This is a genomic window from Pseudomonas salicis, assembly GCF_057128705.1.
The window spans coordinates 794,365-817,556 of record NZ_JBSKHU010000001.1; the positions used below are offsets into that span (position 1 = coordinate 794,365).

Annotated in this window: 20 protein-coding genes and 1 pseudogene; 10 read left to right on the forward strand and 11 right to left on the reverse strand. The window is 59.5% G+C overall.

Going from position 1 to position 23,192, the window contains the following annotated elements:
• Window positions 1-4: 4 nt before the first annotated feature.
• A complete protein-coding gene (gene pcsA, locus ACWKWE_RS03665) occupies window positions 5-724 on the reverse strand; it encodes a phosphatidylcholine synthase (protein ID WP_166594462.1) in 720 nt (239 codons plus the stop codon).
• Between the two features lie 295 nt (window positions 725-1,019).
• On the opposite strand from pcsA, the gene ACWKWE_RS03670 reads away from it, so the two are divergent.
• Window positions 1,020-1,349, forward strand: a complete 330-nt coding sequence (locus ACWKWE_RS03670) for a hypothetical protein (protein ID WP_166594463.1) — start codon at window positions 1,020-1,022, stop codon at window positions 1,347-1,349.
• 10 nt (window positions 1,350-1,359) lie between these two features.
• Here ACWKWE_RS03670 and ACWKWE_RS03675 read toward each other — a convergent pair whose 3' ends face one another.
• The 3 genes from ACWKWE_RS03675 to ACWKWE_RS03685 form a co-directional block, all read right to left on the reverse strand.
• Window positions 1,360-1,929: an N-acetyltransferase family protein gene (locus ACWKWE_RS03675; RefSeq protein ID WP_483849664.1), complete on the reverse strand. Its 570-nt coding sequence runs from the start codon at window positions 1,927-1,929 to the stop codon at window positions 1,360-1,362.
• Between the two features lie 167 nt (window positions 1,930-2,096).
• Window positions 2,097-4,091: a peptidase U32 family protein gene (locus ACWKWE_RS03680; protein ID WP_483849665.1), complete on the reverse strand. Its 1,995-nt coding sequence runs from the start codon at window positions 4,089-4,091 to the stop codon at window positions 2,097-2,099.
• Between the two features lie 263 nt (window positions 4,092-4,354).
• Window positions 4,355-4,735 carry a RidA family protein gene (locus tag ACWKWE_RS03685; RefSeq protein WP_166594466.1) on the reverse strand — a complete coding sequence of 127 codons (381 nt, stop codon included), beginning with the start codon at window positions 4,733-4,735 and terminating at the stop codon, window positions 4,355-4,357.
• A 141-nt stretch (window positions 4,736-4,876) separates the two neighbouring features.
• Here ACWKWE_RS03685 and ACWKWE_RS03690 point away from each other — a divergent pair, with 141 nt between their 5' ends.
• Window positions 4,877-5,647 carry an SDR family oxidoreductase gene (locus ACWKWE_RS03690; protein ID WP_483849666.1) on the forward strand — a complete coding sequence of 257 codons (771 nt, stop codon included), beginning with the start codon at window positions 4,877-4,879 and terminating at the stop codon, window positions 5,645-5,647.
• A gap of 244 nt (window positions 5,648-5,891) precedes the next feature.
• Here ACWKWE_RS03690 and ACWKWE_RS03695 read toward each other — a convergent pair whose 3' ends face one another.
• The gene (locus tag ACWKWE_RS03695) at window positions 5,892-6,761 is read right to left on the reverse strand and encodes an isocitrate lyase/PEP mutase family protein (RefSeq protein ID WP_166594468.1); all 870 of its coding nucleotides are present in this window, start codon (window positions 6,759-6,761) and stop codon (window positions 5,892-5,894) included.
• 481 nt (window positions 6,762-7,242) lie between these two features.
• Between ACWKWE_RS03695 and ACWKWE_RS03700 the strand changes: the two genes are divergently transcribed.
• Window positions 7,243-7,521, forward strand: coding sequence for a DUF2790 domain-containing protein (locus tag ACWKWE_RS03700; protein WP_166594469.1), 279 nt, complete (start codon window positions 7,243-7,245; stop codon window positions 7,519-7,521).
• Window positions 7,522-7,633: 112 nt separating this feature from the next.
• On the opposite strand, the pseudogene ACWKWE_RS03705 reads toward ACWKWE_RS03700, so the two are convergent.
• Together ACWKWE_RS03705 and ACWKWE_RS03710 are read right to left on the reverse strand one after the other, a co-directional pair.
• Window positions 7,634-8,761, reverse strand: a pseudogene (locus ACWKWE_RS03705) (metallophosphoesterase).
• A 187-nt stretch (window positions 8,762-8,948) separates the two neighbouring features.
• The gene (locus tag ACWKWE_RS03710) at window positions 8,949-10,007 is read right to left on the reverse strand and encodes an NAD(P)-dependent alcohol dehydrogenase (protein WP_483849667.1); all 1,059 of its coding nucleotides are present in this window, start codon (window positions 10,005-10,007) and stop codon (window positions 8,949-8,951) included.
• Between the two features lie 293 nt (window positions 10,008-10,300).
• Here ACWKWE_RS03710 and ACWKWE_RS03715 point away from each other — a divergent pair, with 293 nt between their 5' ends.
• The 5 genes from ACWKWE_RS03715 to ACWKWE_RS03735 all read left to right on the forward strand — a co-directional run bounded on the left by ACWKWE_RS03715 (window position 10,301) and on the right by ACWKWE_RS03735 (window position 16,647).
• Window positions 10,301-11,245: an AraC family transcriptional regulator gene (locus ACWKWE_RS03715; protein WP_483849668.1), complete on the forward strand. Its 945-nt coding sequence runs from the start codon at window positions 10,301-10,303 to the stop codon at window positions 11,243-11,245.
• Between the two features lie 278 nt (window positions 11,246-11,523).
• The gene (locus ACWKWE_RS03720) at window positions 11,524-11,988 is read left to right on the forward strand and encodes a (2Fe-2S)-binding protein (RefSeq protein WP_166594473.1); all 465 of its coding nucleotides are present in this window, start codon (window positions 11,524-11,526) and stop codon (window positions 11,986-11,988) included.
• Entirely contained in the window at window positions 11,988-14,234 is a 2,247-nt protein-coding gene (locus ACWKWE_RS03725) for a xanthine dehydrogenase family protein molybdopterin-binding subunit (RefSeq protein WP_483849669.1), read from the forward strand. Before ACWKWE_RS03720 ends, ACWKWE_RS03725 begins: the two co-directional genes overlap by 1 nt.
• Window positions 14,235-14,251: 17 nt before the next feature.
• Entirely contained in the window at window positions 14,252-15,598 is a 1,347-nt protein-coding gene (locus tag ACWKWE_RS03730; RefSeq protein ID WP_483849670.1) for a c-type cytochrome, read from the forward strand.
• 11 nt (window positions 15,599-15,609) lie between these two features.
• A complete protein-coding gene (locus tag ACWKWE_RS03735) occupies window positions 15,610-16,647 on the forward strand; it encodes an XdhC family protein (protein ID WP_166594476.1) in 1,038 nt (345 codons plus the stop codon).
• A gap of 94 nt (window positions 16,648-16,741) precedes the next feature.
• Here the strand turns inward: ACWKWE_RS03735 and ACWKWE_RS03740 are convergent, their stop codons facing one another.
• Window positions 16,742-17,668: a LysR substrate-binding domain-containing protein gene (locus ACWKWE_RS03740; RefSeq protein WP_166594477.1), complete on the reverse strand. Its 927-nt coding sequence runs from the start codon at window positions 17,666-17,668 to the stop codon at window positions 16,742-16,744.
• 126 nt (window positions 17,669-17,794) lie between these two features.
• Between ACWKWE_RS03740 and ACWKWE_RS03745 the strand changes: the two genes are divergently transcribed.
• Window positions 17,795-19,015, forward strand: coding sequence for an MFS transporter (locus ACWKWE_RS03745; protein WP_166594478.1), 1,221 nt, complete (start codon window positions 17,795-17,797; stop codon window positions 19,013-19,015).
• 10 nt (window positions 19,016-19,025) lie between these two features.
• Here ACWKWE_RS03745 and ACWKWE_RS03750 read toward each other — a convergent pair whose 3' ends face one another.
• The 3 genes from ACWKWE_RS03750 to ACWKWE_RS03760 all read right to left on the reverse strand — a co-directional run bounded on the left by ACWKWE_RS03750 (window position 19,026) and on the right by ACWKWE_RS03760 (window position 22,186).
• Window positions 19,026-20,330, reverse strand: a complete 1,305-nt coding sequence (locus ACWKWE_RS03750) for a tyrosine-type recombinase/integrase (RefSeq protein WP_483849671.1) — start codon at window positions 20,328-20,330, stop codon at window positions 19,026-19,028.
• 216 nt (window positions 20,331-20,546) lie between these two features.
• A complete protein-coding gene (locus tag ACWKWE_RS03755) occupies window positions 20,547-20,819 on the reverse strand; it encodes a hypothetical protein (RefSeq protein ID WP_483849672.1) in 273 nt (90 codons plus the stop codon).
• Between the two features lie 521 nt (window positions 20,820-21,340).
• Window positions 21,341-22,186, reverse strand: coding sequence for a hypothetical protein (locus tag ACWKWE_RS03760; RefSeq protein WP_483849673.1), 846 nt, complete (start codon window positions 22,184-22,186; stop codon window positions 21,341-21,343).
• A gap of 692 nt (window positions 22,187-22,878) precedes the next feature.
• On the opposite strand from ACWKWE_RS03760, the gene ACWKWE_RS03765 reads away from it, so the two are divergent.
• Complete coding sequence (locus ACWKWE_RS03765; RefSeq protein ID WP_483849674.1) at window positions 22,879-23,187, forward strand: hypothetical protein; 309 nt, start codon at window positions 22,879-22,881, stop codon at window positions 23,185-23,187.
• Window positions 23,188-23,192 lie beyond the last annotated feature (5 nt).

The window sequence follows — 23,192 nt, forward strand, 5'->3', positions numbered from 1 at the left end:
TGGATCAATACCGCGCTTTATCAATCCATTCCAGCGACGTGCGCCAGATACAAATCCCCAGGAAGTACGCCGACATCACCAGCCATACGCTCAGCACCCACGAGCCGTTGTAGGGATGGTTGATCACCATCAAAAAGCTGCACAAGAACCACACGCTGGTCACCGCGATGTTGAGCGGCATGAAGCGGCGCACGCGGAACGGGTGGAGGAACTTCATGCGGGTGACGGTCAGCAGCGCCAGGCAGATCACCGTGATGAACGTCAGCCACGGCGCGGGCGACAGGATGTACACACACAACGCAACCACGTTCCAGGCCGCCGGGAAGCCCACAAAATAATTGTCCTTGCTCTTCATCTCGGTGTTGCAGAAGCAGAACAGCGACGACACCAGAATGATCGAAATCGTCAGCAGCAGGGTGTAGTCGGGGAGGGGAATGTAGCGGTAGATAAACAGGGCAGGGATAAAGACGTAGGTCAGGTAATCGATGACCAGGTCCAGTACCGAACCGTCAAAATGCGGCAGGACCGACTGCACGTTGACCTTGCGCGCCAGCGAGCCGTCCAGGCCATCCACGATCAGCGCGATGCCCAGCCACAGCAGGCACGCCTTGGGCTGGTTATCGAACAGCGCGATGGTCGCGAGGAACGCGAGGACGACGCCGGTCGCCGTAAAACCATGGGCACCCCACGCTTTGAGCCAGGCGATACGTTGAATTGGAATCATGGACGGTCCTTCTGAAAATAAAGCTGGCCCGATCGATTCACCGTGGCGGTGACCGTAGACCTGGCCAGAGGTGCAACTATCGACCGGTTGTCGGTCCATAAGGTTCACCTGTCACCTCTACACGGTAGCAGGCGGCGCGGGGTTTCGTGACGCAATTGTCACATCCCGGCTCGGGATTTACACCCCTTACCGGTCATTGGTCGGCTGCGGGCCTAAAGAGGCACTATGCTGGCCCCTTTTGCAGAAAAGTCTCGGCAGAATCCGCGCCTGATCAGTGACTTAGCCAGGGATTTGCATGCGGATTATCAAGTGGTTTGTGACGTTCTGTGTTCTTTCAGCCGCTTCCAGCCACGTATTTGCACGGGATTTGAGCAAAAACGAACGTGATCTCTGCACGTGGGGCGCAGGCATCGCCAGCACGGCACAGCAATACAAACTGGCGGGGCTGACGTTGTACGGGGCCCGGAAAAAGTTTCAGGCCCGGCACTTTCCCCAGCAATGGATGCGCATGAGCGCGTTGGGCATCACCGAACAGACCTACAACAGCGATTCGCGCATGCGCCCCGAAGGCGTTCGGCAGGTGTACTACGAAGGGTGCACCCGGCACGAACTGGCGCGCCGGTAATTTGGACCGATCAGCTCAAACGCTGCATCAGATACGCTTCGCCGGTGACCCTGATCATCGGGTGAGGCGTGATCTGGCAGGTCTTCACCACACTGAAACCGTGACGTTCGTAAAAGCGTCGAGCGCCGGTGTTCTCGGCGTAATCGATCAGGCTCAATCCCTTCAGCCCCATGGCGGCGGCGCGGGCCTGGGCGCTTTCCAGAAACCGCAAACCGAGTCCCTTGCTGCGCCAGCCTTCGTGCAACGCCAGGCTCGAAATGTACAGCGTGTCAGGGATTTCCATGTCTGCGTAAGGCGCCAGCACCGGATCGGTCGCCGGTGTCGGGTTCGGGTCTTCGCGCATGGCATAGCTGTGCATCATGCCAATGACCTCGCCATGGGCCTCGGCGATCAGGCAGTTCTGAAAGGAAAAGTCCACGCCCTCCCTGGCATAACGCCGAGTCCCTACGTCCAGCAACGCCTCACCGGGCTCCGCCAACTGACTCCAGATGTAATCCGAAGCCCCCTCCGACGTGATCTGAAACAAACGGGCAATCTCACGGGCATCCGCCGCCGTGGCCGGACGAAACTCGACAGTCATTCACAAGGCTCCACAAGACATTGGGCGCCTGTTATAGCGTGGATATTGAAAGGCTCGCCAATGGCCGAGGTGGGCGCGTCGCAGGCAGGCTGACGACTGTCGCTATTGGTGAGCGAGAGGTGGGGGAGAAGCGGTCGGGCGCGCCGTTGCGGCGCGCCCGTGCTGACTCAGTGCGGTGCTCGAGGGATGGTTTTCATCAGGTCGGCGGGGCTGATGTGGCCCACGACCGGTGCGCTGCCGGGTTGTGGCAGGTTGAGGATGTGACCTTTCATCTTGCCGATGATGTGCATTTCGCACGGCTTGCAGTCGAATTTCAGGGTCAGGACTTCGTCGCCGTGGATCAGCTGCATCGGTGCCACTTTAGTCTTGACGCCCGTGACGCCCTTGGCCTGTTTCGGGCACAAGTTGAAGGAGAAACGCAGGCAATGTTTGGTGATCATCACCGGCACTTCGCCTGCTTCTTCGTGGGCTTCGTACGCAGCGTCGATCAGCTTGACGCCGTGGCGGTGGTAGAAGTCGCGCGCCTTCTGGTTGTAGACGTTGGCCAGGAACGACAGGTGCGCTTCCGGGTAGACCGGCGGCGGACTGGTTTCGGCCTTGCGACCGCCTCGTGGGTGGGCAGCGACGCGGGCGACGGTGAGGGCTTCGATGACTTCGCGGCGCAAGGCCTTGAGCTGCGAGTTCGGGATGAAGAACGCCTCGGGCGCGTCGAGTTTGACGTCGACGGCGTGGTACTGGGTGGTGCCGAGCTGGCAGAGCAGGTCGCGCAGTTGATCCAGTGCCTGTTCCGGTTTGTTGGCCACGCCGAATGGGCCGTCCAGCGAGACGCTGGCGCTGATGCCTTCCTCACTGGTGGCGGTGATGTCCAGACGCGATTCACGCAGCTGCGCCTGCCACGACACACCAATCCGGCGCTCGGCAGAGGTCTTCTGCAGGGCTTGTTGCCAGTTGTGGTCGAGGTTGCGATTCAGCGGATGATTCGGACGGGCTTTATGCAAGTCGGCTGGCATTTCGTTGGGTTCGACACGATAGCGGTAGCGCTTTTCGCCGTCTTCTTCGAATTCGCCTTTTGGCTCGGCGATGTTGGCGCGGAAGCCGACCACTTCGCGCTTGATCAGCACGTTGAGGCCGTCGCCGTTGGTCAACGGGTCATGGGTCACGACTTGGAGGTCGCGCTTGCCGACTTTTTCGACGATGCCCACAGGCAGGCCCGTGAAGGTCGGGGTGTCGAAGGCGCCGATGTCGATCTTGCGGTCGGTGACGAAATAGTCAGTGCTGCCGCGGTGGAAGGTTTTTTCCGGGTCGGGCAGGAAGAAATGCGCGGTGCGGCCGCTGGAGGCGCGGGCCAGGTCCGGGCGGTCTTCAAGCACGTCGTCCAGGCGCTGGCGGTAATAGGCCGTGATGTTCTTCACGTAGCCCATGTCCTTGTAGCGGCCTTCGATTTTGAACGAGCGCACGCCGGCTTCGACGAGGGCGCGGATGTTGGCGCTCTGATTGTTGTCCTTCATCGACAGCAGGTGTTTCTCAAAGGCCACGACGCGGCCCTGATCGTCTTTCAATGTGTAGGGCAGGCGGCAGGCCTGGGAGCAGTCGCCACGGTTGGCGCTGCGGCCGGTGTGGGCGTGGGAAATGTTGCACTGGCCGGAAAACGCCACGCACAGTGCGCCATGAATGAAGAACTCGATGGCGGCGTCGGTTTCGTCGGCGATGGCGCGAATCTCTTGAAGATTCAGCTCACGGGCCAGTACCAACTGCGAGAAACCGGCCTGGTCGAGGAACTTGGCTCGCTCCAGTGTACGAATGTCGGTCTGGGTGCTGGCGTGCAGCTCGATGGGCGGAATATCCAGCTCCATGACGCCCAGGTCCTGAACGATCAACGCGTCCACGCCTGCGTCGTACAACTGGTGGATCAGCTTGCGCGCTGGCTCCAGTTCGTTGTCATGCAGGATCGTGTTGATCGTGGTGAAAACCCGCGCGTGATAGCGACGGGCGAATTCGACCAGCTCGGCGATGTCGCTGACTTCGTTGGCAGCGTTATGGCGTGCGCCGAAGCTCGGGCCACCGATATAAATGGCGTCAGCGCCGTGCAGAATGGCCTCGCGGGCAATCGCCACATCGCGGGCCGGGCTGAGCAATTCCAGGTGATGCTTGGGTAGGGACATGTTTTTTTAGTCGGATCGTCACGGTCAAGGCGCGCATTGTAGCGGCGAAACGCCCGAGGGGCATCCATGGACTGCCCGATGGCGGAAAACAGAACGCCCCGGCGGACCCAATTTTCTGTAGGAGCGAATTCATTCGCGAAAAATGGGTCAGGCGACAGAAATGTATGGACTGTGCCGGCCCTTCGTCGGAATGCCGCCCAGAATGAATTCGCTCCTACAGGGATGCCGGTTCGCCCGGGAAGGATGAATCCTGCCTCGAAACGTTAGCCCTTGGCCGCCATCGCCGTCACTTCCACGCGCATGCCTTCCACGGCAAGCGCCGCAACGCCTACCGCTGCACGCACGGGCCAGGGCTTGGCGAAGAAGCGCTTGTACACCTCATTGAACGCAGCCCGGTCGGCCATGTCGGTCAAGTAGATGGTCAGGTGCATCACGCGGTCCATCGAACTGCCCGCACGTTCCAGCGCGACTTTCAGCGCCTGAAGGGTGCATTCGCTCTGAGCCGTGATCGTGCCCAGTTCCAGGCTGCCGTCAGCACGGGTCGGGATCTGCGTGGAGACCATGATGCCGCCGAACGTCGCAACGTCAGAAGAAATGGAATCCGCGTCTGGATCGGGCAGGAAGGTAACGTGTTGGCTGGACATGGGCGCTCTCTGATGAGGAAACGAAACGGCACGCCTGAGGTGCGAAGCCGTTGTGAAGGGGCCGATGATAAAGCAGTCGCGAAATGGTGTAACGTCGCCCGTTTCGATCAGCACTCAAACGCCCACCCCAGGGAGACAGCAATGAAAGAATTCGACGGCAAGATCGTTCTCGTCACCGGCGGCTCAAAAGGCATTGGCCTGGCCTGCGCGCAGCAGTTCGCGGCTCAGGGCGCCCGGGTCGTGATCAGTTCTCGCGCCCAGGCCAATATCGACGCGGCGCTGAAGACGTTGCCGGGGGCGGTGGGTTTCGCGGCCGATGTTTCCGACGAGGCTTTCGCGGCGGCCTTGGTCCAACGCGTGGTGCTGGAAGTGGGGCCTATTGACGTGCTGGTCAGTTCGGCCGGCGCGGCAAAACGCTCCCCGCCGCAAGAGCTCACACCGACGTTCTGGCGCGAGGCCATGAACGCCAAGTTCTTTTCCACGATCAATGTCGTCGATCCGGTGGTCAAGCTCATGGCCGAGCGAGGGCAGGGCGTGATCGTCAACATCATCGGCGTCGGCGGAAAAGTCGCCAAGCCGATTCACTTGGCAGGCGGCTCGGCGAATGCTGCGTTGATGCTGGCGACGTCTGGATTAGGCAATGCTTACGCCGGGACTGGCGTTCGGGTGGTGGGCATCAACCCGGGCCTCACCGAAACGGGCCGCGTGGCCGAAGGCATGGCAGCGGACGCCGCCCACGCCGGTATTTCCATGGACGCCGCCATCGCCCGCAGCGTGCAGAAAATTCCGATGGGGCGCATGGCCCAGCCGGAAGAAATCGCTGATCTGGCGCTGTTCCTGGCGTCGGACAAGGCGCGCTATATCACCGGCACCGTGATCGCCATGGACGGTGCGGAATTTCCGGTCATCTGAGCGGGGTATAGCCAAAGGCTTACACGCAGTTCAGCGAAAGTGCCGTATACGCCAATCAGGGAAAGCCGTACATTGGATCCATCGACTGAAGTACAGGAAGTACTTCAGAGGTCACGGATGATCTGCCATTTGCCCGGAACGCAACCGACAGGACGTTGGAATGGTCTTGATAGAAAAGAACCCGCCCAGGCGGGTTTTTTATTGCCTGCGATTTACTGCTGGCCGTGTCGAGTGAAGACGTCGATCACTCCTTGACGTCCATGAACTCCTCGGCCCAGGCCACGTAGCTTTCCGGCAGGGTATAGGTGTGAGTCAGTTCGGTGGCACTGAGGTTTTCGGTGCTGTGCGTGACCTTGCGCTGCGCACGCAAGCTGTCATAGGTCGCCTTGATCGACGCGAAGTACGCGGCATGCCCGGCTACGACGATACGCACGCCCAGCTTGGCCAGACGGTCACTGTCGCTGAGTTTCGGATTGCCGTAGGTCACCAGCATCAGCGGCACGGTGAGTTTTTCCGAAATCTGTTCGAGGTGGTCGAAGTCCTTGATGCCCACCATGCAGATGCCGTCCGCACCGGCTTTTTCATACGCCTGGGTTCGCTCGATGATGTCTTGCACAGGCAATACACCCGCATTGGTCCGGGCGATGATCGACAGTTCCGGATCAACCCGCGCTTCCAGTGCAGCTTTGACCTTACCAATGCCTTCCTCAATGGTGATCAGGTCGGTGGACTTGCGACCGAATTGCGCAGGCAGCAAGGTGTCTTCGATGGTCAATGCCGCAACGCCCGCGCGTTCCAGCTCTTCAACGGTGCGCATGACATTCAGCGCGTTGCCATAGCCGTGGTCGGCGTCGGCGATAAAAGGAAGTTGAGCGACACGGCCAATACGCGTGGCCTGTTCAACGAACTCGCTCAGGGTGATCAACGCAAAGTCCGGTGCCGCCAGGACCTGCAGCGAAGCGACCGAACCGCCGAGAATCCCGACTTCGAACCCCAGGTCAGCGGCAATACGGGCTGACATCGGGTCAAACACGGAAGCGGTTTCGAAGCTGGTGCTGGACGCCAGCAGTTCACGGAAATTACGGCGCAGCGCGGAGTGAGAGATTCTGGACATTGACGTTTCCTGGTGCTGGCCATCATCGATGAAACGATCTACGCCAATTTAAAATGAGCGGCGAGACTAACATGCCGAAAAACCGCAGGTTATGTCGTTTGAGCATGGGCCATGCCTAAGATACATATCTCCCACCGCGCCGAGAAGCGCGAGCTGGCGCTTTCCACCCCCGTAACCGAGAGGCCAGACGCTTCCTGATGGGCATAACAGGCGTTATTTGCTGCGTTGATTAAGGCAAAGTTAACGCAATAGTTAAATTAAACGTTAATAAGTCGATGAACTTACTTTAATGATGACTTCATGCGTAAAAGACCGTTGCAGGATATAAGATAATACACATCATCGATTTCAGTAATGTCGCCTATCGATGCTGAGTATTTATCTTCTCATCGTTATTCGGGAAGAATGATCCCAACAGCAAACGAAACCACCGCTTTGCTAATGACGACTTAATGATCCTTACCCACTTTTGGAGAATCACATGAAATACGTAGCCTTCGCCGCACTCTCGCTGTTCAGTGTCTTCGCCTCGGCCAATGAGCTGTCGAACACCCAGGCCAGCGCACAGCCAGTGTCTCAAACCGAACAGTACAACCGTCACAAAGGCCTCGACGTCGCCAAGGTCACCAGCGTTAAAACCGCTCAAGACCCTGAGAAGTTTGACGGCCTGGTAAAAACTGATCTGACGTATGTTGATAGCAACGGCGTCACCCATAACTTGGAATACACCACCATGGGTTATGGCCGTCAGAACGGCTGATCTCGCTGGGCGATGTTTATATGCTCATAGGCAATAAGAAAAACGCTGCGCTAATGACGCAGCGTTTTTGTGTGCGTTATATAAACTTCCTCTGTTATGGCTATCGTCTTGATCATCCCGGCTCGGCTGCCCGCCTGAGCGTGATGCGTGTCAGTTCCGAAGGCACGCCGAGTCGCAGGGCGAAGCCTGGCCAGAGCGCGGTGCCGTTGTTGACGTAAAGCTGCAGGCCGTCAACGTCATAGAACCCTGACACAAAACCTTCGTTGGCCCGAGCGATGATCAGATCAAGCGGACGAATCATGCCGCCGTGGGTATGCCCCGACAACTGCAACGCCACGCCTTGACTCGCGGCGAGCCGAGCGTTGCGCGGCTAGTGGTCCAGCAGAATGATCAGCGTGTGGTCGGGCGCGCCTGCCAGCGCCTGTTTCAGGTCCGGACCCGGCAAACCGGCCCGTGGAGCGCTCAGGTCGGTGACGCCAGCGAGGACTAAACGAGCGCCGTTGCGCTTGATGAGTGCATGGCTGTTGTTCAGACGGATCATGCCCAGAGACGCGAAGTACCGCATCCACGTTTCGTGATCGAAAAAATACTCATGATTGCCGGGAATCACATACACCCCGTCGGGAGCGTGCAGATTGCGCAGCGGTTCGACGTCTTGTCTTCGTGCGCTGAGCGGGCCGTCGATGAGGTCGCCGGTGACCACGATCAGATCAACCCCCAGCGCGTTGGAACGATCAACCACCGCGTGCGCCCACGGCTGATTAAAGAGGCGACTGATGTGCATATCGGTCAATTGCAGAACGGTATAGCCGTCGAATTGCGGCGGCAGGTCTTTAATGGCCACATCGATGTCCTTGACCGGCGGGACCCGTATCGCCTGGTGCACGCCGACAGCCGCCAGTAACAGCGCCGCAGTCCCTATCCCATAGCGCAGCGCGACGGGAATCTCCAGCCAGCGGCGACGAACCAGCAAGGTGAGCAGGGCGCCCAGATCAACGACGAGCTGCAACACCGCGATCAGCAGAATCGCGCCGAATGCCCAGTTGAAAAGAATAATCACCCCACGGGGAAACTCCGGCGAGAACACGCTGCCGGAGGAAAATTTCGCGTACAGGTGGTACTGCGACGCCAGCAACAGGACCAGCGCGGCCCCGACTCTGACGGGCAAGGGCCATGGCAGGGGCCAGACGAATCGAACGATCACATACAGGCAAGGCGTGCTGAACATAAGATGAAACATCAGGTGGCTCCTGTGTCCGTAATAGCCTGTGCGCGAACCTCGATAAATGCCGTGAAAGCGCCAGCCCAGAGAGGTTGAGATCAACGGCCAAGGCGATACGTTCAGAAGCCCCTGTTTTATTTCATGGCATGCGTTTCTTGCTGCAAGAGGAGGTACGCAACATCATGCGTGTCCTCGCAGTGCAGGATCAGGCCGCGGTCAGTGAGGCCATGTCGATCACGAACCGGTAGCGGACGTCGCCGCGCTCCATGCGTTCGAAGGCGTGATTGATGTCCTGGATCGCGATGGTTTCGCAGTCCGGAACGATGCCTTTACGCGCACAGAAATCGAGCATTTCCTGGGTTTGGGCAATGCCGCCGGAGGGCGACCCGGTGATGCGTCTGCGACCCATGATCAACGGCAAGGTGCTAAAGCCGTCCATGTCACCCAGATTGCCGACGATGACCAGCGCGCCGGCCACGTCCAGCAGCCCCAGATAAGGCGACAGGTCGTGGGCGACGGGAATCGTGTCGATGATCACATCAAAGGCTGACGCGGCGTTAGCCATGGCCTCGTCCGAGGTGGACAGCAGCACATTGTCAGCGCCCAATGCGTACGCCTCGTCGGCCTTCCCGGACGTGCGAGTGAGGACCGTTACGTTGGCGCCCATCGCTGCGGCGAAACGCACGGCCAGATGCCCCAGCCCGCCGATGCCGATGACGCCTACGCGGCTGCCGGGGCCGACGTTCCATGTGCGCAGCGGGGAGTAAACGGTGATCCCGGCACACAGCAGCGGGCCAGCGAGGGCTGGATCGAGCTTTTCGGGAAGCGCGAGCACGAAATGGTCTTTGACGACGATGTGTTTGGCGTAACCGCCCAAGGTGATGTCGTGGGTGATCCGGTCCTGCCCGTTATAGGTCACGGTCGGGTACTCGCGGCACATTTGCTCTTCGCCGAGTCGGCACTGATCGCAGTGCGAGCAGCTGTCGATGATGGTCCCGACCGCCACGTGCTGCCCAACGCTGAACCGGCTGACGTGGCGGCCCGTTTCGACCACTTTGCCAATGATCTCGTGGCCCGGCACGCAGGGGTAGTGCGTCTTTTGGAAGGCGCTCCAATCGCCGCGTGCCTGATGCAGGTCGCTATGGCACACCCCGCAGTAGAGGATTTCAATGGCAACGTCATCCGGCCGCAATTCGCGGCGTTCGAAGGAAAAATGAGTCAGGGGGCTGTTGGCATTGTGTGCCGCGTATCCATAAGTCTTCATCGGTCGAATGTCGTGGTAGGGAGGAGCAATGACCATACGGCTGAATGTCGGCCGCCGGTCAGCCCGATACTCCCGGGTCATTGCCCGATCCGCTTGGATGACGGGGCTGGAAGAGGGAGGTGACAGAGTGCGCTGGCGGGAAACAGGGAACGCGCCGTATCTCCTCGCAATGGCAAGCCAGAGAATCAGGCAATCCCTCGATAGAAATGGGCTAACTTGAAAACAGCGCATGCCTCTACAGTCGTCATGGCCGCAACGTCTCCCCATGAACACGGTGATTCAGGTCCCTCATCATGATTGAATTAAACGAGGCGGATGATATCCGGCGTGCCGAAACCGCCGGCATTCGCGAGGAACTGGCAAACCGCATTGAAAGGTTTCTGAAAAACGATGCCGAGCGCATGACCTCGTTGCCCGGTCTCAGCGTTGCCACGGTTCTGAGGCCGACCGTGCCCAGCTCATATATCTACGAGCCGAGCATTTCCCTGATCCTTCGGGGGCGCAAGCGCCTGCACCTCGGAAAAACCACCTACATCTATGACGAGTCCCGATTCCTGCTCACTGCTGTCAACCTGCCAACGGTGACTGAAGTGCTGGACGCGACCCCCGAAGCGCCTTACGTCTCGCTGTTGATGCGACTCGACTTGCAGACGGCGCGCCAGGTCATGGCCGATGTGGGAACCACAGGTTCAGGCGGCGCTGCCACCGGCATCGGCATGGCCCTCGGACCGGCGACGGTCGAGCTGTTCGATGCTGTGGGGCGGCTGATCAAGCTGATCGACAACCCCCAGGATTTGCTTCATGTCGGGCCGCTCATACAACGCGAGATCATTTATCGGATTCTGGTGAGTTCGGCGGGGCTTCGCTTTCGAGACACGATCATCGCCGGTACGCAGAGTCAGCGCATCGCCAAGGCCATCGCCTGGCTCCGGGATCACTATATGCAGCCTCTGCGGATCGAAGACCTCGCGACGCTGGCGGGAATGGGCGTGTCGACGTTGCATCACCATTTTCGGGTCATGACCGCCATGAGCCCGTTGCAGTACCAGAAACACCTTCGTCTTCACGAGGCTCGCCGGATTCTGTTGACCGAAGCCGTGGATGCCACGACCGCTGCCGTGCGTGTCGGCTACGAAAGCGCCACCCAGTTCAACCGGGAATACAAACGCAGTTTCGGCGCGCCACCTATGCGCGATATCCAATCGTGTCTGGCGGCGGGGAGCCGCGCCACGGAGTGAATCAGGCCCACCCGCGCGCCTCTGAAGTGCAATCCTCCTGAATACTTGCCTAATCCTCCGACCTTTCACGGTATGGATAGAAAACGTCAGAACCAAGGGCTAAAGTTGGGCCACCGGGAGCCTGTTTCAAAAAGCCTCCTCCCTGCCAGGCATCGCACCTGGCGCCGGCCTTCGACACGCGTCTACGCAGCCGGGAGACCCCGCCTGTCATCGCTGCCCGCAGCGCCGCCGTTTAAAAAATCAAAAAGCATAATCAACCGATGATGAGCGGGTGAGCCATGGAATTACGCATTAATCAGAAGACCTATCAAGTCGATGCCGACGCCGATACGCCCTTGCTGTGGGTGATTCGCGACGACCTGGGCATGACGGGCACCAAATACGGTTGCGGCCTCGCACAGTGCGGCGCGTGCTCGGTGCTGGTGGATGGCAACGTCGTGCGTTCCTGCGTGACTCCGGTGGCCGGTGTGGTGGGCCGTGAGGTGACGACCATCGAGGCGATTGAGTCCGATGAAGTCGGTAAGCGTGTGGTCGCCACGTGGGTCGAGCATCAAGTCGCTCAGTGCGGCTATTGCCAGTCCGGTCAAGTGATGGCCGCCACCGCGCTGCTCAAACACACGGCCAGACCCAGCGACGCGCAGATCGAAGCCGCGATGGTCAATCTGTGCCGCTGCGGGACCTATAACGCGATTCATGCCGCTGTCCATGACCTCGCCGGCCAAACCGTGAAGGGGGATGCCTGATGAACGTTCGTTTCGATGCCGTCGCCCATCTCATGGGGCAACCCCTGACCGACCCTGTAAACTTTTCTCGCCGACGCTTCCTGACCGGTACCGCCGTCGGCGCGTTGGTGTTGGGTTTTGGCTTGCCACTCGGGTCGTCTCGCGTACAGGCCGCGACCGCCGCCGCAGAACGCGGGACCCAAGTGCCTGCGTTTCTGGAAATTCGCCCGGACAACACCGTGCGGCTGCTGTCGCCGTTCATCGAAGGCGGGCAGGGCACGTTCACGGCCATGGCGCAGATCGTCGGCGAAGAGCTCGATGCCGACCCTGCCACCTTTATCGTCGAGTGCGCTCCGCCGGGTGAAGCGTATTACGTGATGGAAAACGGCATCCGCATCACGGGCGGCAGCATGTCGATCCGGATGAGCTACCCGACCATGCGCCGTATGGGCGCGTTGGCCCGCGCCATGCTGCTTCAGGCAGGGGCTGAGGCGCTCAACGCGCCCGTCAGCGAACTGACCACCGAGCCCGGTAAAGTGGTGCACGCGGCCTCGGGTCGGTCCATTCCTTATGGTGAACTGGCGGGCCGCGCACTGGACTTGCCGGTGCCGGACCCCGCCAGCGTCAAGCTTCGCGACCCGAGCCAGTTCCGCTGGATCGGCAAACCGGTGAAACGCCTCGATGCCTACGACAAATCCACCGGCAAGGCGCTCTACACCATCGATCTCAAAGTCGACGGCATGCTCCACGCTGCGGTGCAACACGCGCCGCGCCTGGGTATGACCGTGGGCACCCTGCGCAACGAAGACCAGGTCAAGGCCATGAAAGGCGTGCATTCGGTGCACCGTCTGCCCGGCGCCGTGGCGGTGGTCGCCGAGCGTTGGTGGCATGCCAAGCGTGCCGTGGAAGCGATTCAGGTGGACTGGCAGGAAGCACCGGCCGATTCGACGATGCGCGTGATGCCCGCCGATTTCTCGACCGACGCCTATTTCAAACGACTGGCCGCTGAGAAAGGCCCGGCTCGCGATGACGAAAACGAAGGCGATGTGGCCGGTACGCTGGCCAACGCCAAGAGCAAAATCGAAGCAACCTACAACAATCAGTACCTGCACCATGCCCAGTTGGAGCCGCCGTCGGCCCTGGCCCGGTTCAACCCGGACGGGTCGCTGGAAATCTGGCTGCCCAACCAGGCCCCTGAAATGTTCCAGGCCGACATTGCCAAGCGCTTCGGGCTGGACCCGTCGCGTATCACCCTGCATTCGCCGTTGCTGGGCGGCTTTTTCGGTCGGCATTTCCTGTACGACTCGGCCAGTCCGTACCCGCAGGCCATCGAACTGGCGAAAGCGGTCGGGCGTCCGGTGAAAATGATCTGGAGCCGTGAAGAAGAGTTTTTGCGTGACGTCTTGAGACCCGGCGCAGCAGTCAATTTCCGCGGCGCTCTGGACAATGACGGTTGGCCTGTTGCAATCGAAGCGATCAGCGCGACGGAAGGGCCGACCGAGGGACTGGCCGGCAAGCAGGGCGACAAGATCGACCCGACGGCCCTTGAAGGGTTGTCTGGCAAGTCCTACGCGATTCCCAACAAGCGCATTGCCCAGATCTACGTCAAAGGCTCGGTCACGTTGGGCTACTGGCGCTCGGTGGGTAATTCGCTCAACGACTTCTTCTATGAGTCCTTTCTCGACGAGCTGGCGGACAAAGGCGGCAAAGATCCGTTCGAACTGCGCCTGCACCTGTTGCGCGACAACAAACGCCTGACGACCTTGCTCAACGCTGTCGGCGAACTCTCGGGAGGCTGGAAGCGCGGCCCGTTCACTGCAGAGGACGGCAGCAAACGCGCTCGCGGCGTGGCCATGGCATCGCCGTTCGGCACGCAGACAGCCGTGATCGCCGAGGTGTCCATCGAGCATGGGCAGGTCAAGGTGCACGACATCTGGCAAGCCATCGACCCGGGCAGCATCGTCAACCCGGCGATTGTCGAGGCGCAGGTCAACGGCGCGGTGTCGTTGGGGTTGTCTCAGGTATTGGTGGAGGAGGCGGTGTACGTCGACGGTAAACCCCGTGCGCGCAACTACGACTTGTATCCGATTCTGCCGCCCTCGCGGATGGCACGGGTGCATGTGAAGGTGGTGGAAAGCGGGGAAAAAATGGGCGGCATCGGTGAACCGCCGCTGCCTGCGGTGGCGCCTGCCGTGGCCAACGCGGTCGCGGCATTGACGGGGCAACGGCCTCGCAGCATGCCCTTGAGCCGATACACCTTTACCTGACCTGCGCCGGAGCCTTTATGAATAACAGCCGATTCGCAAGAACCGCTGGCTGGCTGGCGCTGCCGTGCCTGGTCGCGGCGGGCCTGCTGGCCTGGTACGTTACCCGCGAGCCCGCCTCGCATGTGCAAGCTGATCAGACCGCTGACACGGCACCCGCGCTGGTGACCCGAGGTGAGTATGTCGCCCGGCTCAGTGATTGCGTGGCGTGTCACAGCGTGCCTGGGGGTGCGCCGTTTGCCGGAGGCCTGGAAATGGCCACGCCACTGGGCGCGATTCATACCACCAACATCACCCCGGACCGGGACACCGGCATTGGCGGCTACAGTCTGGCGGACTTTGACAGGGCCGTTCGACATGGCGTCGCCCCCGGCGGACGTCGTCTGTACCCGGCCATGCCGTATCCGTCTTACGCCAAGCTCACGGACGATGACGTCCGCGCGTTATATGCGTTTTTCATGAAAGGGATAGCGCCGGTCAAACAGGCCAACATCGCGAGCGCAATTCCGTGGCCGCTGAACATGCGTTGGCCCATCGCGTTGTGGAACGGCGTGTTCACCGACGCCGCGCCGTATGCGGCCAAGGCGGGTAAGGACGAGCTATGGAATCGCGGTGCCTACATCGTTCAAGGCCCGGGCCACTGCGGCAGTTGCCACACGCCGCGCGGACTGGCGTTCAATGAGAAGGCGCTCGACGATTCCGGCACACCGTTCCTGGCGGGTGCGTTGCTCGACGGCTGGTACGCGCCGAGTTTGCGCAACGATCACAACACCGGGCTGGGTCGCTGGGACGAGCCGGAAATCGTGCAGTTCCTCAAGACCGGCCGCAACAAACACGCTGTAGTCTTCGGTTCGATGACCGAGGCCTTCAACAACTCCACGCAGTTCATGAGCGACGGGGACCTGTCGGCGATTGCGCGTTATCTGAAGTCATTGCCCGGCGACGGCCAACGCGACGGCGCACCCTGGCAGTATCAAGCAGTGTCTGCCGCTGCCCGGCTGGACGTTCCCGGCGCCCACACGTATGTGACCCGCTGTGCGTCGTGTCATGGGGACGATGGAAAAGGGCAGTCGGAGTGGATGCCACCTTTGGCCGGGGCGACGTCGGCGCTGGCGAAAGAAAACGCTTCGGCCATCAACATCACCCTGAACGGTTCGCAACGGGTCGTCGCGGCTGGCGTCCCGGATGCCTATCGCATGCCGGCGTTCCGCGAACAGCTGTCGGATCAGCAAATCGCCGAAGTCCTGTCTTTCGTGCGCAGCACGTGGGGCAATCAGAGTGAACCCGTGGACGCGCAGGCAGTCAGCAAACTACGTGAACACACAGACCCGGCGAGTAGCAGCCCGATCATTCTGCAAATGCGGTAAGGAGACGCCTGATGGAAAGCATTGACCTTTTGGTGTTGCGCACCGCCCGTGACTGGCTCGCGGCAGGAGAACACGTGCTGTTGGCGACCGTGTCCCGGACCTGGGGCTCCTCGCCGAGGCCCGTCGGCTCGATGATGGCCCTGCGTAACGACGGTCGCGTGGTGGGCAGCGTGTCGGGGGGCTGTATCGAAGACGATCTCATCCACCGCTATACCACCGCCTACGGAGGTGAGGGTTTAAGGGGAGGGCACCCGGAAGTGGTGCGTTACGGCGTCACGGCCGACGAAGCCCATCGTTTCGGATTGCCGTGTGGCGGAACCCTGGAGCTGGTCTTCGAGTTCAACCCTTCCTGGCAATCGCTGGATGAAGTGTTGGGCCAGCTCGACTCGGGGCATTTGGTGCGTCGGCGCCTGGTGTTGGCGAGCAACGAAGTAAGCCTCGAACACAGCCCTGCACCGGAGCAGTTCAGCTTTGACGGCCTACAGATGCTCAACACCTTGGGCCCAGGGTACCGCCTGCTCATGATCGGCGCCGGTGCGCTGGCCGAGTACCTGGCCACGATGGCGTTGTTCAACGGCTTCAAAGTCACGGTCTGTGATCCGCGCTCCGAGTACGTCGAGACCTGGTCGGTCAACGGTGTCCAGCGCATCGTTGGCATGCCGGATGACGTCGTCCGGGATTTCTCGGTTGACCTCAGGACTTGCGTCGTCGCCTTGAGCCACGATCCCAAGCTCGACGACCTGGCCTTGCTGGAGGCCTTGCAGAGTCCGGCGTTTTACATCGGCGCCATCGGTTCGCGACGCAACAGCCAACAGCGCCGCGAGCGCTTGATCGAACATTTTGGCGAGACCGAAGCGTCACTTCAGCGACTGCGCGGCCCCATTGGCATTTATATCGGCAGCAAGACCCCGGCGGAAATCGCCGTCAGCGTCATGGCCGAAATCCTCGCCGCCAAAAACGGCGTCGTCCTGCCTCGGGACGTCAGCGTGACCGAGGCCAAGGCGCTGGAAGACCGGGTGACGCTGGAGTTGGAGAAAGAACTGGTGTGAGGGGCTTCACGCGCGAGCGACGACACCCGCCTCTCACGGTGTCTCGAAGCCTGTCCAGATTGCGTCGCTGAACAAGCGTATCTGTCGCGCCGGATCAATCTGCCGATGCAGTGTCAGGGTTGTCAGCCTCTCTGCTTTCTGCCTTGAGCCAGTCAAGCACGGCGCGAATCTCAGGCGAGCTCTGTTTGCCTGGGGCACAGAGAAAGTGATAACCCGTGTCACTTTCCATTTCCTCATCCAGCAGCTTGCGAAGCGTGCCGGTGCGCAGCTCATCAGAAATGTGCGATGTCCTGGCCATCGCGACGCCCAGCCCTCGAATCGCCGCCGAGACGGCCATGTTCGAGTGAGGCACGACCAGCACGCAATTGAGCGAGGAGGGTGCCAGTGCGTGTTTCTCAAGCCAGTAATCCCAGGAAGGCGTCGATATCTGCTCGCCATTGGCCATGTTCCGGGAACGCAGAATGACCGGGAACTTGATCACGTCTGCGGGGGTTGCGGGAGGGCCGATTCGGTCAATCAGGGCAGGGCTGCAAACCGGGAAAATCCGTTCGGGAAGCACGAACTCGGCGTAAAAGCCCGGCCATGTGGCGTCGCGGGTTTCCAGGCGTATGGCGGCTTGTCCGCTGGCATTATCGAATCGCGAGAAATCCTCGGTGTTGAGTTGAATACGGATGTCGGGATGCCTGGCGTAGAAGGCGGGCAGGCGAGGGATCAACCAGGTGTTGGCGAACGAGTCGTGAACGAACAGCTCGATCAGCGATGTGCCCTGAGCATTTCGCTCGAAGCGCGTGGCGAGGGCGGCAAAATCCTTCAGGAATTGGCGCACGACAGGAAGCAGTTCGATGCCAGCCTGCGTCACGACCATCGCACCTGCAGTGCGGTCAAACAGCTCGGCGCCCAGTATCTCCTCCAGTTGCCTGACCTGGTGGCTGATCGCGCTTTGCGTGACATGCAACTCCAACGCCGCCTGCGAAAAATTAAGGTGCCGAACGCAGGCCTCAAAACCTCTGAGCGCAGCCATCGAGGGGAATTTCCTAGCGGCCATTGCCGAGCCTCAACTGGACATTCATAGGGCATAAAATCCTTTCATTAACGACCGGTTCCCGCGTCGGGACAGAATAGCTTTTCCCTGCCGCGAACACTCACCATGACCTCATCAGCTCCCGCGCCTGACGTCCCGCATACTAAACGAACATCACGTAAAAATGCGCTCACCGCCGCCTGCGCGGCCCATGCCACGCACGATGGTTTGTGCGATCTGGTGTATGTGTTCCTCCCCGTCTGGCAGGACATGTTCATGCTCGGCTATGTGTGGCTCAGTGTGCTCAGAAGCGCTTATGCCTTGACGTTGGCTGCGTTGCAGATACCGGTCACCTCGTTGACATCGAACGTTCGTCCGGTCCATTTGCTCGTCGGGTCAACCGCTGTCACCGCGCTCGGCTGGTTACTGGCGGGCCTGGCCGGGAGCGCCGTCGGGTTGGGTGCCGCACTGGTGGTCGCCGGGATCGGCGCGAGCGTGCAACACCCCGTGGCGTCCGCCATGGTGTCTCGGGCCTACGGCAGCGGGGCCAAGCGGCCGCTGGGGATCTACAACTTCGCGGGGGATGTCGGCAAATCGGTGCTGCCCGCTTCAGCGGCGGTACTGCTCACCTATGGCTCGTATCGTAATGTGATCTTTGTCTACGCAGGCGTGGGCGTGCTCGCGGCGTTATTGATCGGAGCGCTCCTTAAAAGGACTGACACCGTTCACGCGTCGCCTGAGCGGAGTCGTCCGGCAAGGGATATCAACGGAGTGACCGAGACACCGGGCGCCTTTCGGGCACTGCTCGCCACAGCGATACTGGACAGTGCTGTGCGCATGGGATTTCTCACCTTTCTTCCGTTCATCATCAAGTCCAGCGGCGGCTCGTTGGCTCAAACGGGCGTTGGCCTGACGCTGGTCTTCATCGGCGGCGCAGTCGGCAAGTTTTGTTGCGGCTGGATGGCGGACTCACTCGGCAGCACCAGGGCAATCATGCTGACGGAGGTGGCGACCGCACTGCTTATCGTGCTGGTTCTGACGACACCGCTGACGATCGCCATGCTGACACTGCCGTTCCTGGGAGTGGTGTTGAACGGCACATCTTCCGTGTTGTACGGCGCGGTCACCGACGTGGTCGACACGCCCGGGCACGCCCGAGCTTTTTCAGTGTTTTACACCGGGACCATTGGCGCCGGCGCGCTGGCCCCGGTGCTGTACGGTTACGTGGGTGATCACGCAGGTATCGCAGCGGCGGTCATCGTCATAGCGGTCACGGCGGCCGTATCGTTTTTGCCGGTCACCATTGCGGCCCTCCGGCATCCTGAAGAGGTGGGTGATTCGCGATGAATATAAAGGCTCAATCACGCTCCCTCATGGGCAGCCGTTTTGCCGAATACGCGCGCTTTTCGTCCTCGGAATTGTAGTAGACGTTCTGGGTCGTGCTGAGGCTGTTGTGCCGCAAATCGACCTGAAGGTCTTTCATGTCCCGATGGGGCGCATCGAACGTCGCCGAGGTGTGCCTCAACCAATGCAAAGATGCCGCACGCAAGCGTCCAACGTCTTCATCTGCCCAGTTTTCCGCCTGCATCCGCTCCAGTGCCCGGTCGAATACCTCTTGGAGCAACACCCGGATATGTCGATCCGACAACCCGGCGCGCCCTCGTTGCGTCGCGATCAACGGGGTGGTTTCGCGGAAACCGGGCAACGGCGACAGGCCCTGATGCACCCGCCAACGCTTGAGGTAGTTCTCGACGTAGTCGTCCCGCACGCTGATTTTCCCGGCCTTGTTGCCTTTGCCAACCACGTGATACCACCAGTTGCCCGCGCCATCCTTGCGCATGTCGCCCATGCTCGGCGTCCAGTTCTCACGCCCGACCAGATCGGAAACCCGCAAATACATCGCAAAAATCGTCGCCACGATGAACAGCGTGCGTTCATATCTAGCATCCTGGGAGGCCAGCAACTCGGCTGTTTCCAGCACAAAGTCCCACTGCAATGAGGTCAGAATGCGCGTGTCGGCGTCGCCCGTGGTGCGCTGCTTGTACTTGCTCTTCTGTTTAACGGCCTTGAACGGGTTGTGCTCACAGAAACCCTCATCGATGGCATGCTGAAAAAAGCTGCCGCAGACCGCAAATATCTGCGCGATCGAGCCTTGCGCAGGTTTGTAATGGTCCTGAAGGAGAGGGCGGTTGTCCTCGCTGGCGCGCTTGCGATCCTCTTTCGAAGCTGACTGACTGAAAGGCCGCCAATCAGGGTTCAACACAGACGTATCACTCGCCAGCTTCTTGCGACCACCGACCCGCAAGAAGCGAGATTTCACGACAGGGCCGACCCAGGCGGGGTCGGGTGCGAGGCAGAACTCCAGAAACGATTCGGCATGAGTACGGCGCATGTCCAGAAGGGAAACGCGAGACTTGAGCAGGGTCCATAGCAACAGGCGCTCGACGTGCGTGCGGTAGGAATTGAACGTAGACTCGTTACCAGCATAGGACTTCAAAAAAACCCGCACGGCACGATAGCCCTCAAGGGCCTGCAATTCAGCGGGAAACTGCTCCAGATAGCCGGTGACGGCGGGCAGTTCCTCCTTGAGCGAACTGAAATTCAGCTCGACGAAACGGGCAAAGGTCTCGAATAACGGGTGCGGTGTCGAAGGCGTGGACATTTTTGAAAATCGCTTGCAGAAGGCTCTGGAATGGTCGTGATAATCCTATGTGGAGCAGTATTGTGCAATATCCGGGTCTGACAGTTATCGGATATTGCAAACGCGTCAATCCGGCTACCTGAATGCTGAATCCAGCGAATTCTCGCAATATCTGGCCCAGCCTATCGGCGTGCGCCGTCGCATCCGATAAGCAATCACTGTGTGCTCAAATCCCTTTCATGCATTTCCGGACATCGTCATCAATGACGTTCTCTGGCTTGATGCAGTCCTTAAGCGACTTGCGGTCTTGAAGCTCATCGAACTCGGTCCGTTGTCTGCTTCGGCATTGTCCATTGCCAGGCCGAACCGAGAATGATCACCCTTGAGGGAGTCGCACGGCGTTGCATTGGTGAATGTTGACGCCTGACTGGCGACGGTGTGTGCGATGGAAACCACAGAGCCCGCGTTGAAGCTTGCGCAGATGAGCAGCGCGGCGAGTACGCGATTCATTGTGCATCCTTGATCTGGGCGTGAGCGTTGGTGCTGAGTCGATGTTGCTCAGCTTGATGTGAGGTGTGGAGGCATTCGTGATGGGAAGATCGGGATGGAGAATGAGGGTGGTGACTAGATCGTCTTGAGGATAGACGCCGAGGTAGCGATTTGAGGACTGGACGCCCAAGGATGGAATTTGGGGGTTCTGAGCGTTGCAAAGCGTCCCCAGTGCTGACACAGTATGTTACGTATAATGTATATTATGTTAAATAGTGTAATTGGAATGGACCTTGCCGGTCCCTCACACAGGTTCCCTTGCGACTCTACAAATTTGAAACTATTCGCGCCGAACTGCGAGCCTACGCAGACTTTTTCCGCAAACTTGAAACTCAGCTCGTATATTTTCTGTAAATTTGAGACTTCGAGGGCGCTCGAAGACGTTTCTCCTGCTTGCCACGTGTGGTGCGCTCGCTTCCTACATCGACGTATGTTGTGTCAATCCCAGTGCGAACGACCCTGCGCGGTGCTCCCCCTCAACGCTATGATTTCTGGTTCAAGCTGGAGTTGTGGACTGCGCTGCAGTCTTCGAGCTGTTGGGTCAGAAGACGGATTTGGCCTTCTGCGCTCGCGGTGGCCACTTTTAGAGATATTTCTGATTCGCGGAGGCTATCCGACTTCGCTCGTTCTGTTTTGATCTCGTCCTCTAGCATTTGAATACGCTTACTCAATCCACCTACTTCACCTGTAAACCGTTCGACATCGCGACTCAGCGCGAGATTTTGAGTTGTGGCTTCCTGGAGCGAGAGCTTGCTGATGGAGACTTGGTTGTATGCTTCGCGTAATTCCGTCTTCAGAACTTCCAGCGCTGACTCAAACGCACTTGTGCTCTTTTCTCGGTCGTCGGCCACGTGCTGTTGATATGCCATTAGTGCATCCTGATTCTCAGCCAAACTTTCTTCGAGAGTAGTCGCACGAGATTGGAGCAAACTTCTCGCTTGCTCTGTAGATCGAAGCCTTACCGCCTGAGCAGCAAGCTCCTCGTTGGCTCTGTTTAGCAGACCGACACTCTTGGCGCATTCGGCAGATTGCGCGTTAATTTTCTTATGCGCGCTCGCCAGATCCTGCTGCAGGATGGCGAAATTCTGCTGAACGACCTTCAGGTCTTCTTTAGCTGCGACGGCTGCCTTTCGACTGTCCGCAGCGCCTTTCGCGACTGTGTCGTTAGCTTGTTGCTGCAATTCGGCGTGCAGCGCCATGACGAGTCTGGCCAGGCGTTCCAACGGGCTGACCCCATGGTCGTGCCTTTCCTCATCTAGCGCTTTCAAAGACTGATTTACCCGGGGCGATGTACGGACAGCCTCTTTGCTGGCGATTTCATGTGACATAGATTACTCCGATACAGGCTACCAGCGCTCTTAGCTCAACCTCATAGTCAGAAAGGCAATGCCATTGGTGACTACGCATTCTCGGGAGGCGGTGCTTGGTCGCCGAGGTCAGGAAGGTCAATTTGAACGCCAATATGTGCGCGGCTTTGAGCGTCGATGATATGTATTAGAACTGGACGCCGATGCGGTGATTCTCGCAAGTGAAGTGCTTTGAAGACTATATAAACGGGGGCATTATCGCTTTTGGCAGTATGGTTGACCATGGACGTCTCTCCACCGAGTTGGTCCTGAAGGTGATCTGCTGAGATTAGCTAGTGGTTATTGAGTGTCAACATTCAGCGGCAGGGGGGAGGCACGAAGCGTCGTTCGGCACGGTGGTGGTTAAGCAAGGTCTGTTCGCAGCTTCCTGTCATCCTGAAGGCTGACGACCACCCTCCTCCATTGTCACAATTTCCGCCTATGTGAATTGACGGAAACTCGGCGGCGGACACTCGGCCCGCTCCTGTGCCTGTGTCAGTTCTCTGTGTCCTTGGTAGATTTGAGCTCTCAGCGTAAGCATTCACCACTCGCCGTTAAACAGCTTGTTTGGTGTTTCGCTGATTCCTACACTGGCTGTCCCATCAGGTCCTGAATAAGGTGCCTTGGTTCTGACAAGGCAAGCTGTAGTGTTCGCCTCTTGCGACGAGGTCGCCATGAAGATTATCGGCAAAGCCGAGATAGAAACCGTCGTTGATGTGCTCTGTGACGCCTGTGCTAGCTCTACACGGATTAAAACGAGTGCGAACGAGTACGGCGTTGTTTATGCGCGCTGGGGTTACGGGTCGGCTCACGATGGTGAGCGGTACAAACTTCATCTGTGTGAAGACTGTTTCTTCCGGATGATCGCCTATATCAAGCAGGAACGGCGCGGTCATACGTTATTTGCAGAAGATGGCCCAGATATCAACGAAAATCTGGGCCTGATAACCAAGGATGACTACTTCGGCGATAGCGATCATTGATATGG

Coding starts and splice junctions, on each gene's coding strand:
- pcsA (WP_166594462.1), bottom strand. CDS start 724: ATGATTCCAATTCAACGTATCGCCTGGCTCAAAGCGTGGGGTGCCCAT.
- ACWKWE_RS03670 (WP_166594463.1), top strand. CDS start 1,020: ATGCGGATTATCAAGTGGTTTGTGACGTTCTGTGTTCTTTCAGCCGCT.
- ACWKWE_RS03675 (WP_483849664.1), bottom strand. CDS start 1,929: ATGACTGTCGAGTTTCGTCCGGCCACGGCGGCGGATGCCCGTGAGATT.
- ACWKWE_RS03680 (WP_483849665.1), bottom strand. CDS start 4,091: ATGTCCCTACCCAAGCATCACCTGGAATTGCTCAGCCCGGCCCGCGAT.
- ACWKWE_RS03685 (WP_166594466.1), bottom strand. CDS start 4,735: ATGTCCAGCCAACACGTTACCTTCCTGCCCGATCCAGACGCGGATTCC.
- ACWKWE_RS03690 (WP_483849666.1), top strand. CDS start 4,877: ATGAAAGAATTCGACGGCAAGATCGTTCTCGTCACCGGCGGCTCAAAA.
- ACWKWE_RS03695 (WP_166594468.1), bottom strand. CDS start 6,761: ATGTCCAGAATCTCTCACTCCGCGCTGCGCCGTAATTTCCGTGAACTG.
- ACWKWE_RS03700 (WP_166594469.1), top strand. CDS start 7,243: ATGAAATACGTAGCCTTCGCCGCACTCTCGCTGTTCAGTGTCTTCGCC.
- ACWKWE_RS03710 (WP_483849667.1), bottom strand. CDS start 10,007: ATGAAGACTTATGGATACGCGGCACACAATGCCAACAGCCCCCTGACT.
- ACWKWE_RS03715 (WP_483849668.1), top strand. CDS start 10,301: ATGATTGAATTAAACGAGGCGGATGATATCCGGCGTGCCGAAACCGCC.
- ACWKWE_RS03720 (WP_166594473.1), top strand. CDS start 11,524: ATGGAATTACGCATTAATCAGAAGACCTATCAAGTCGATGCCGACGCC.
- ACWKWE_RS03725 (WP_483849669.1), top strand. CDS start 11,988: ATGAACGTTCGTTTCGATGCCGTCGCCCATCTCATGGGGCAACCCCTG.
- ACWKWE_RS03730 (WP_483849670.1), top strand. CDS start 14,252: ATGAATAACAGCCGATTCGCAAGAACCGCTGGCTGGCTGGCGCTGCCG.
- ACWKWE_RS03735 (WP_166594476.1), top strand. CDS start 15,610: ATGGAAAGCATTGACCTTTTGGTGTTGCGCACCGCCCGTGACTGGCTC.
- ACWKWE_RS03740 (WP_166594477.1), bottom strand. CDS start 17,668: ATGGCTGCGCTCAGAGGTTTTGAGGCCTGCGTTCGGCACCTTAATTTT.
- ACWKWE_RS03745 (WP_166594478.1), top strand. CDS start 17,795: ATGACCTCATCAGCTCCCGCGCCTGACGTCCCGCATACTAAACGAACA.
- ACWKWE_RS03750 (WP_483849671.1), bottom strand. CDS start 20,330: ATGTCCACGCCTTCGACACCGCACCCGTTATTCGAGACCTTTGCCCGT.
- ACWKWE_RS03755 (WP_483849672.1), bottom strand. CDS start 20,819: ATGAATCGCGTACTCGCCGCGCTGCTCATCTGCGCAAGCTTCAACGCG.
- ACWKWE_RS03760 (WP_483849673.1), bottom strand. CDS start 22,186: ATGTCACATGAAATCGCCAGCAAAGAGGCTGTCCGTACATCGCCCCGG.
- ACWKWE_RS03765 (WP_483849674.1), top strand. CDS start 22,879: ATGAAGATTATCGGCAAAGCCGAGATAGAAACCGTCGTTGATGTGCTC.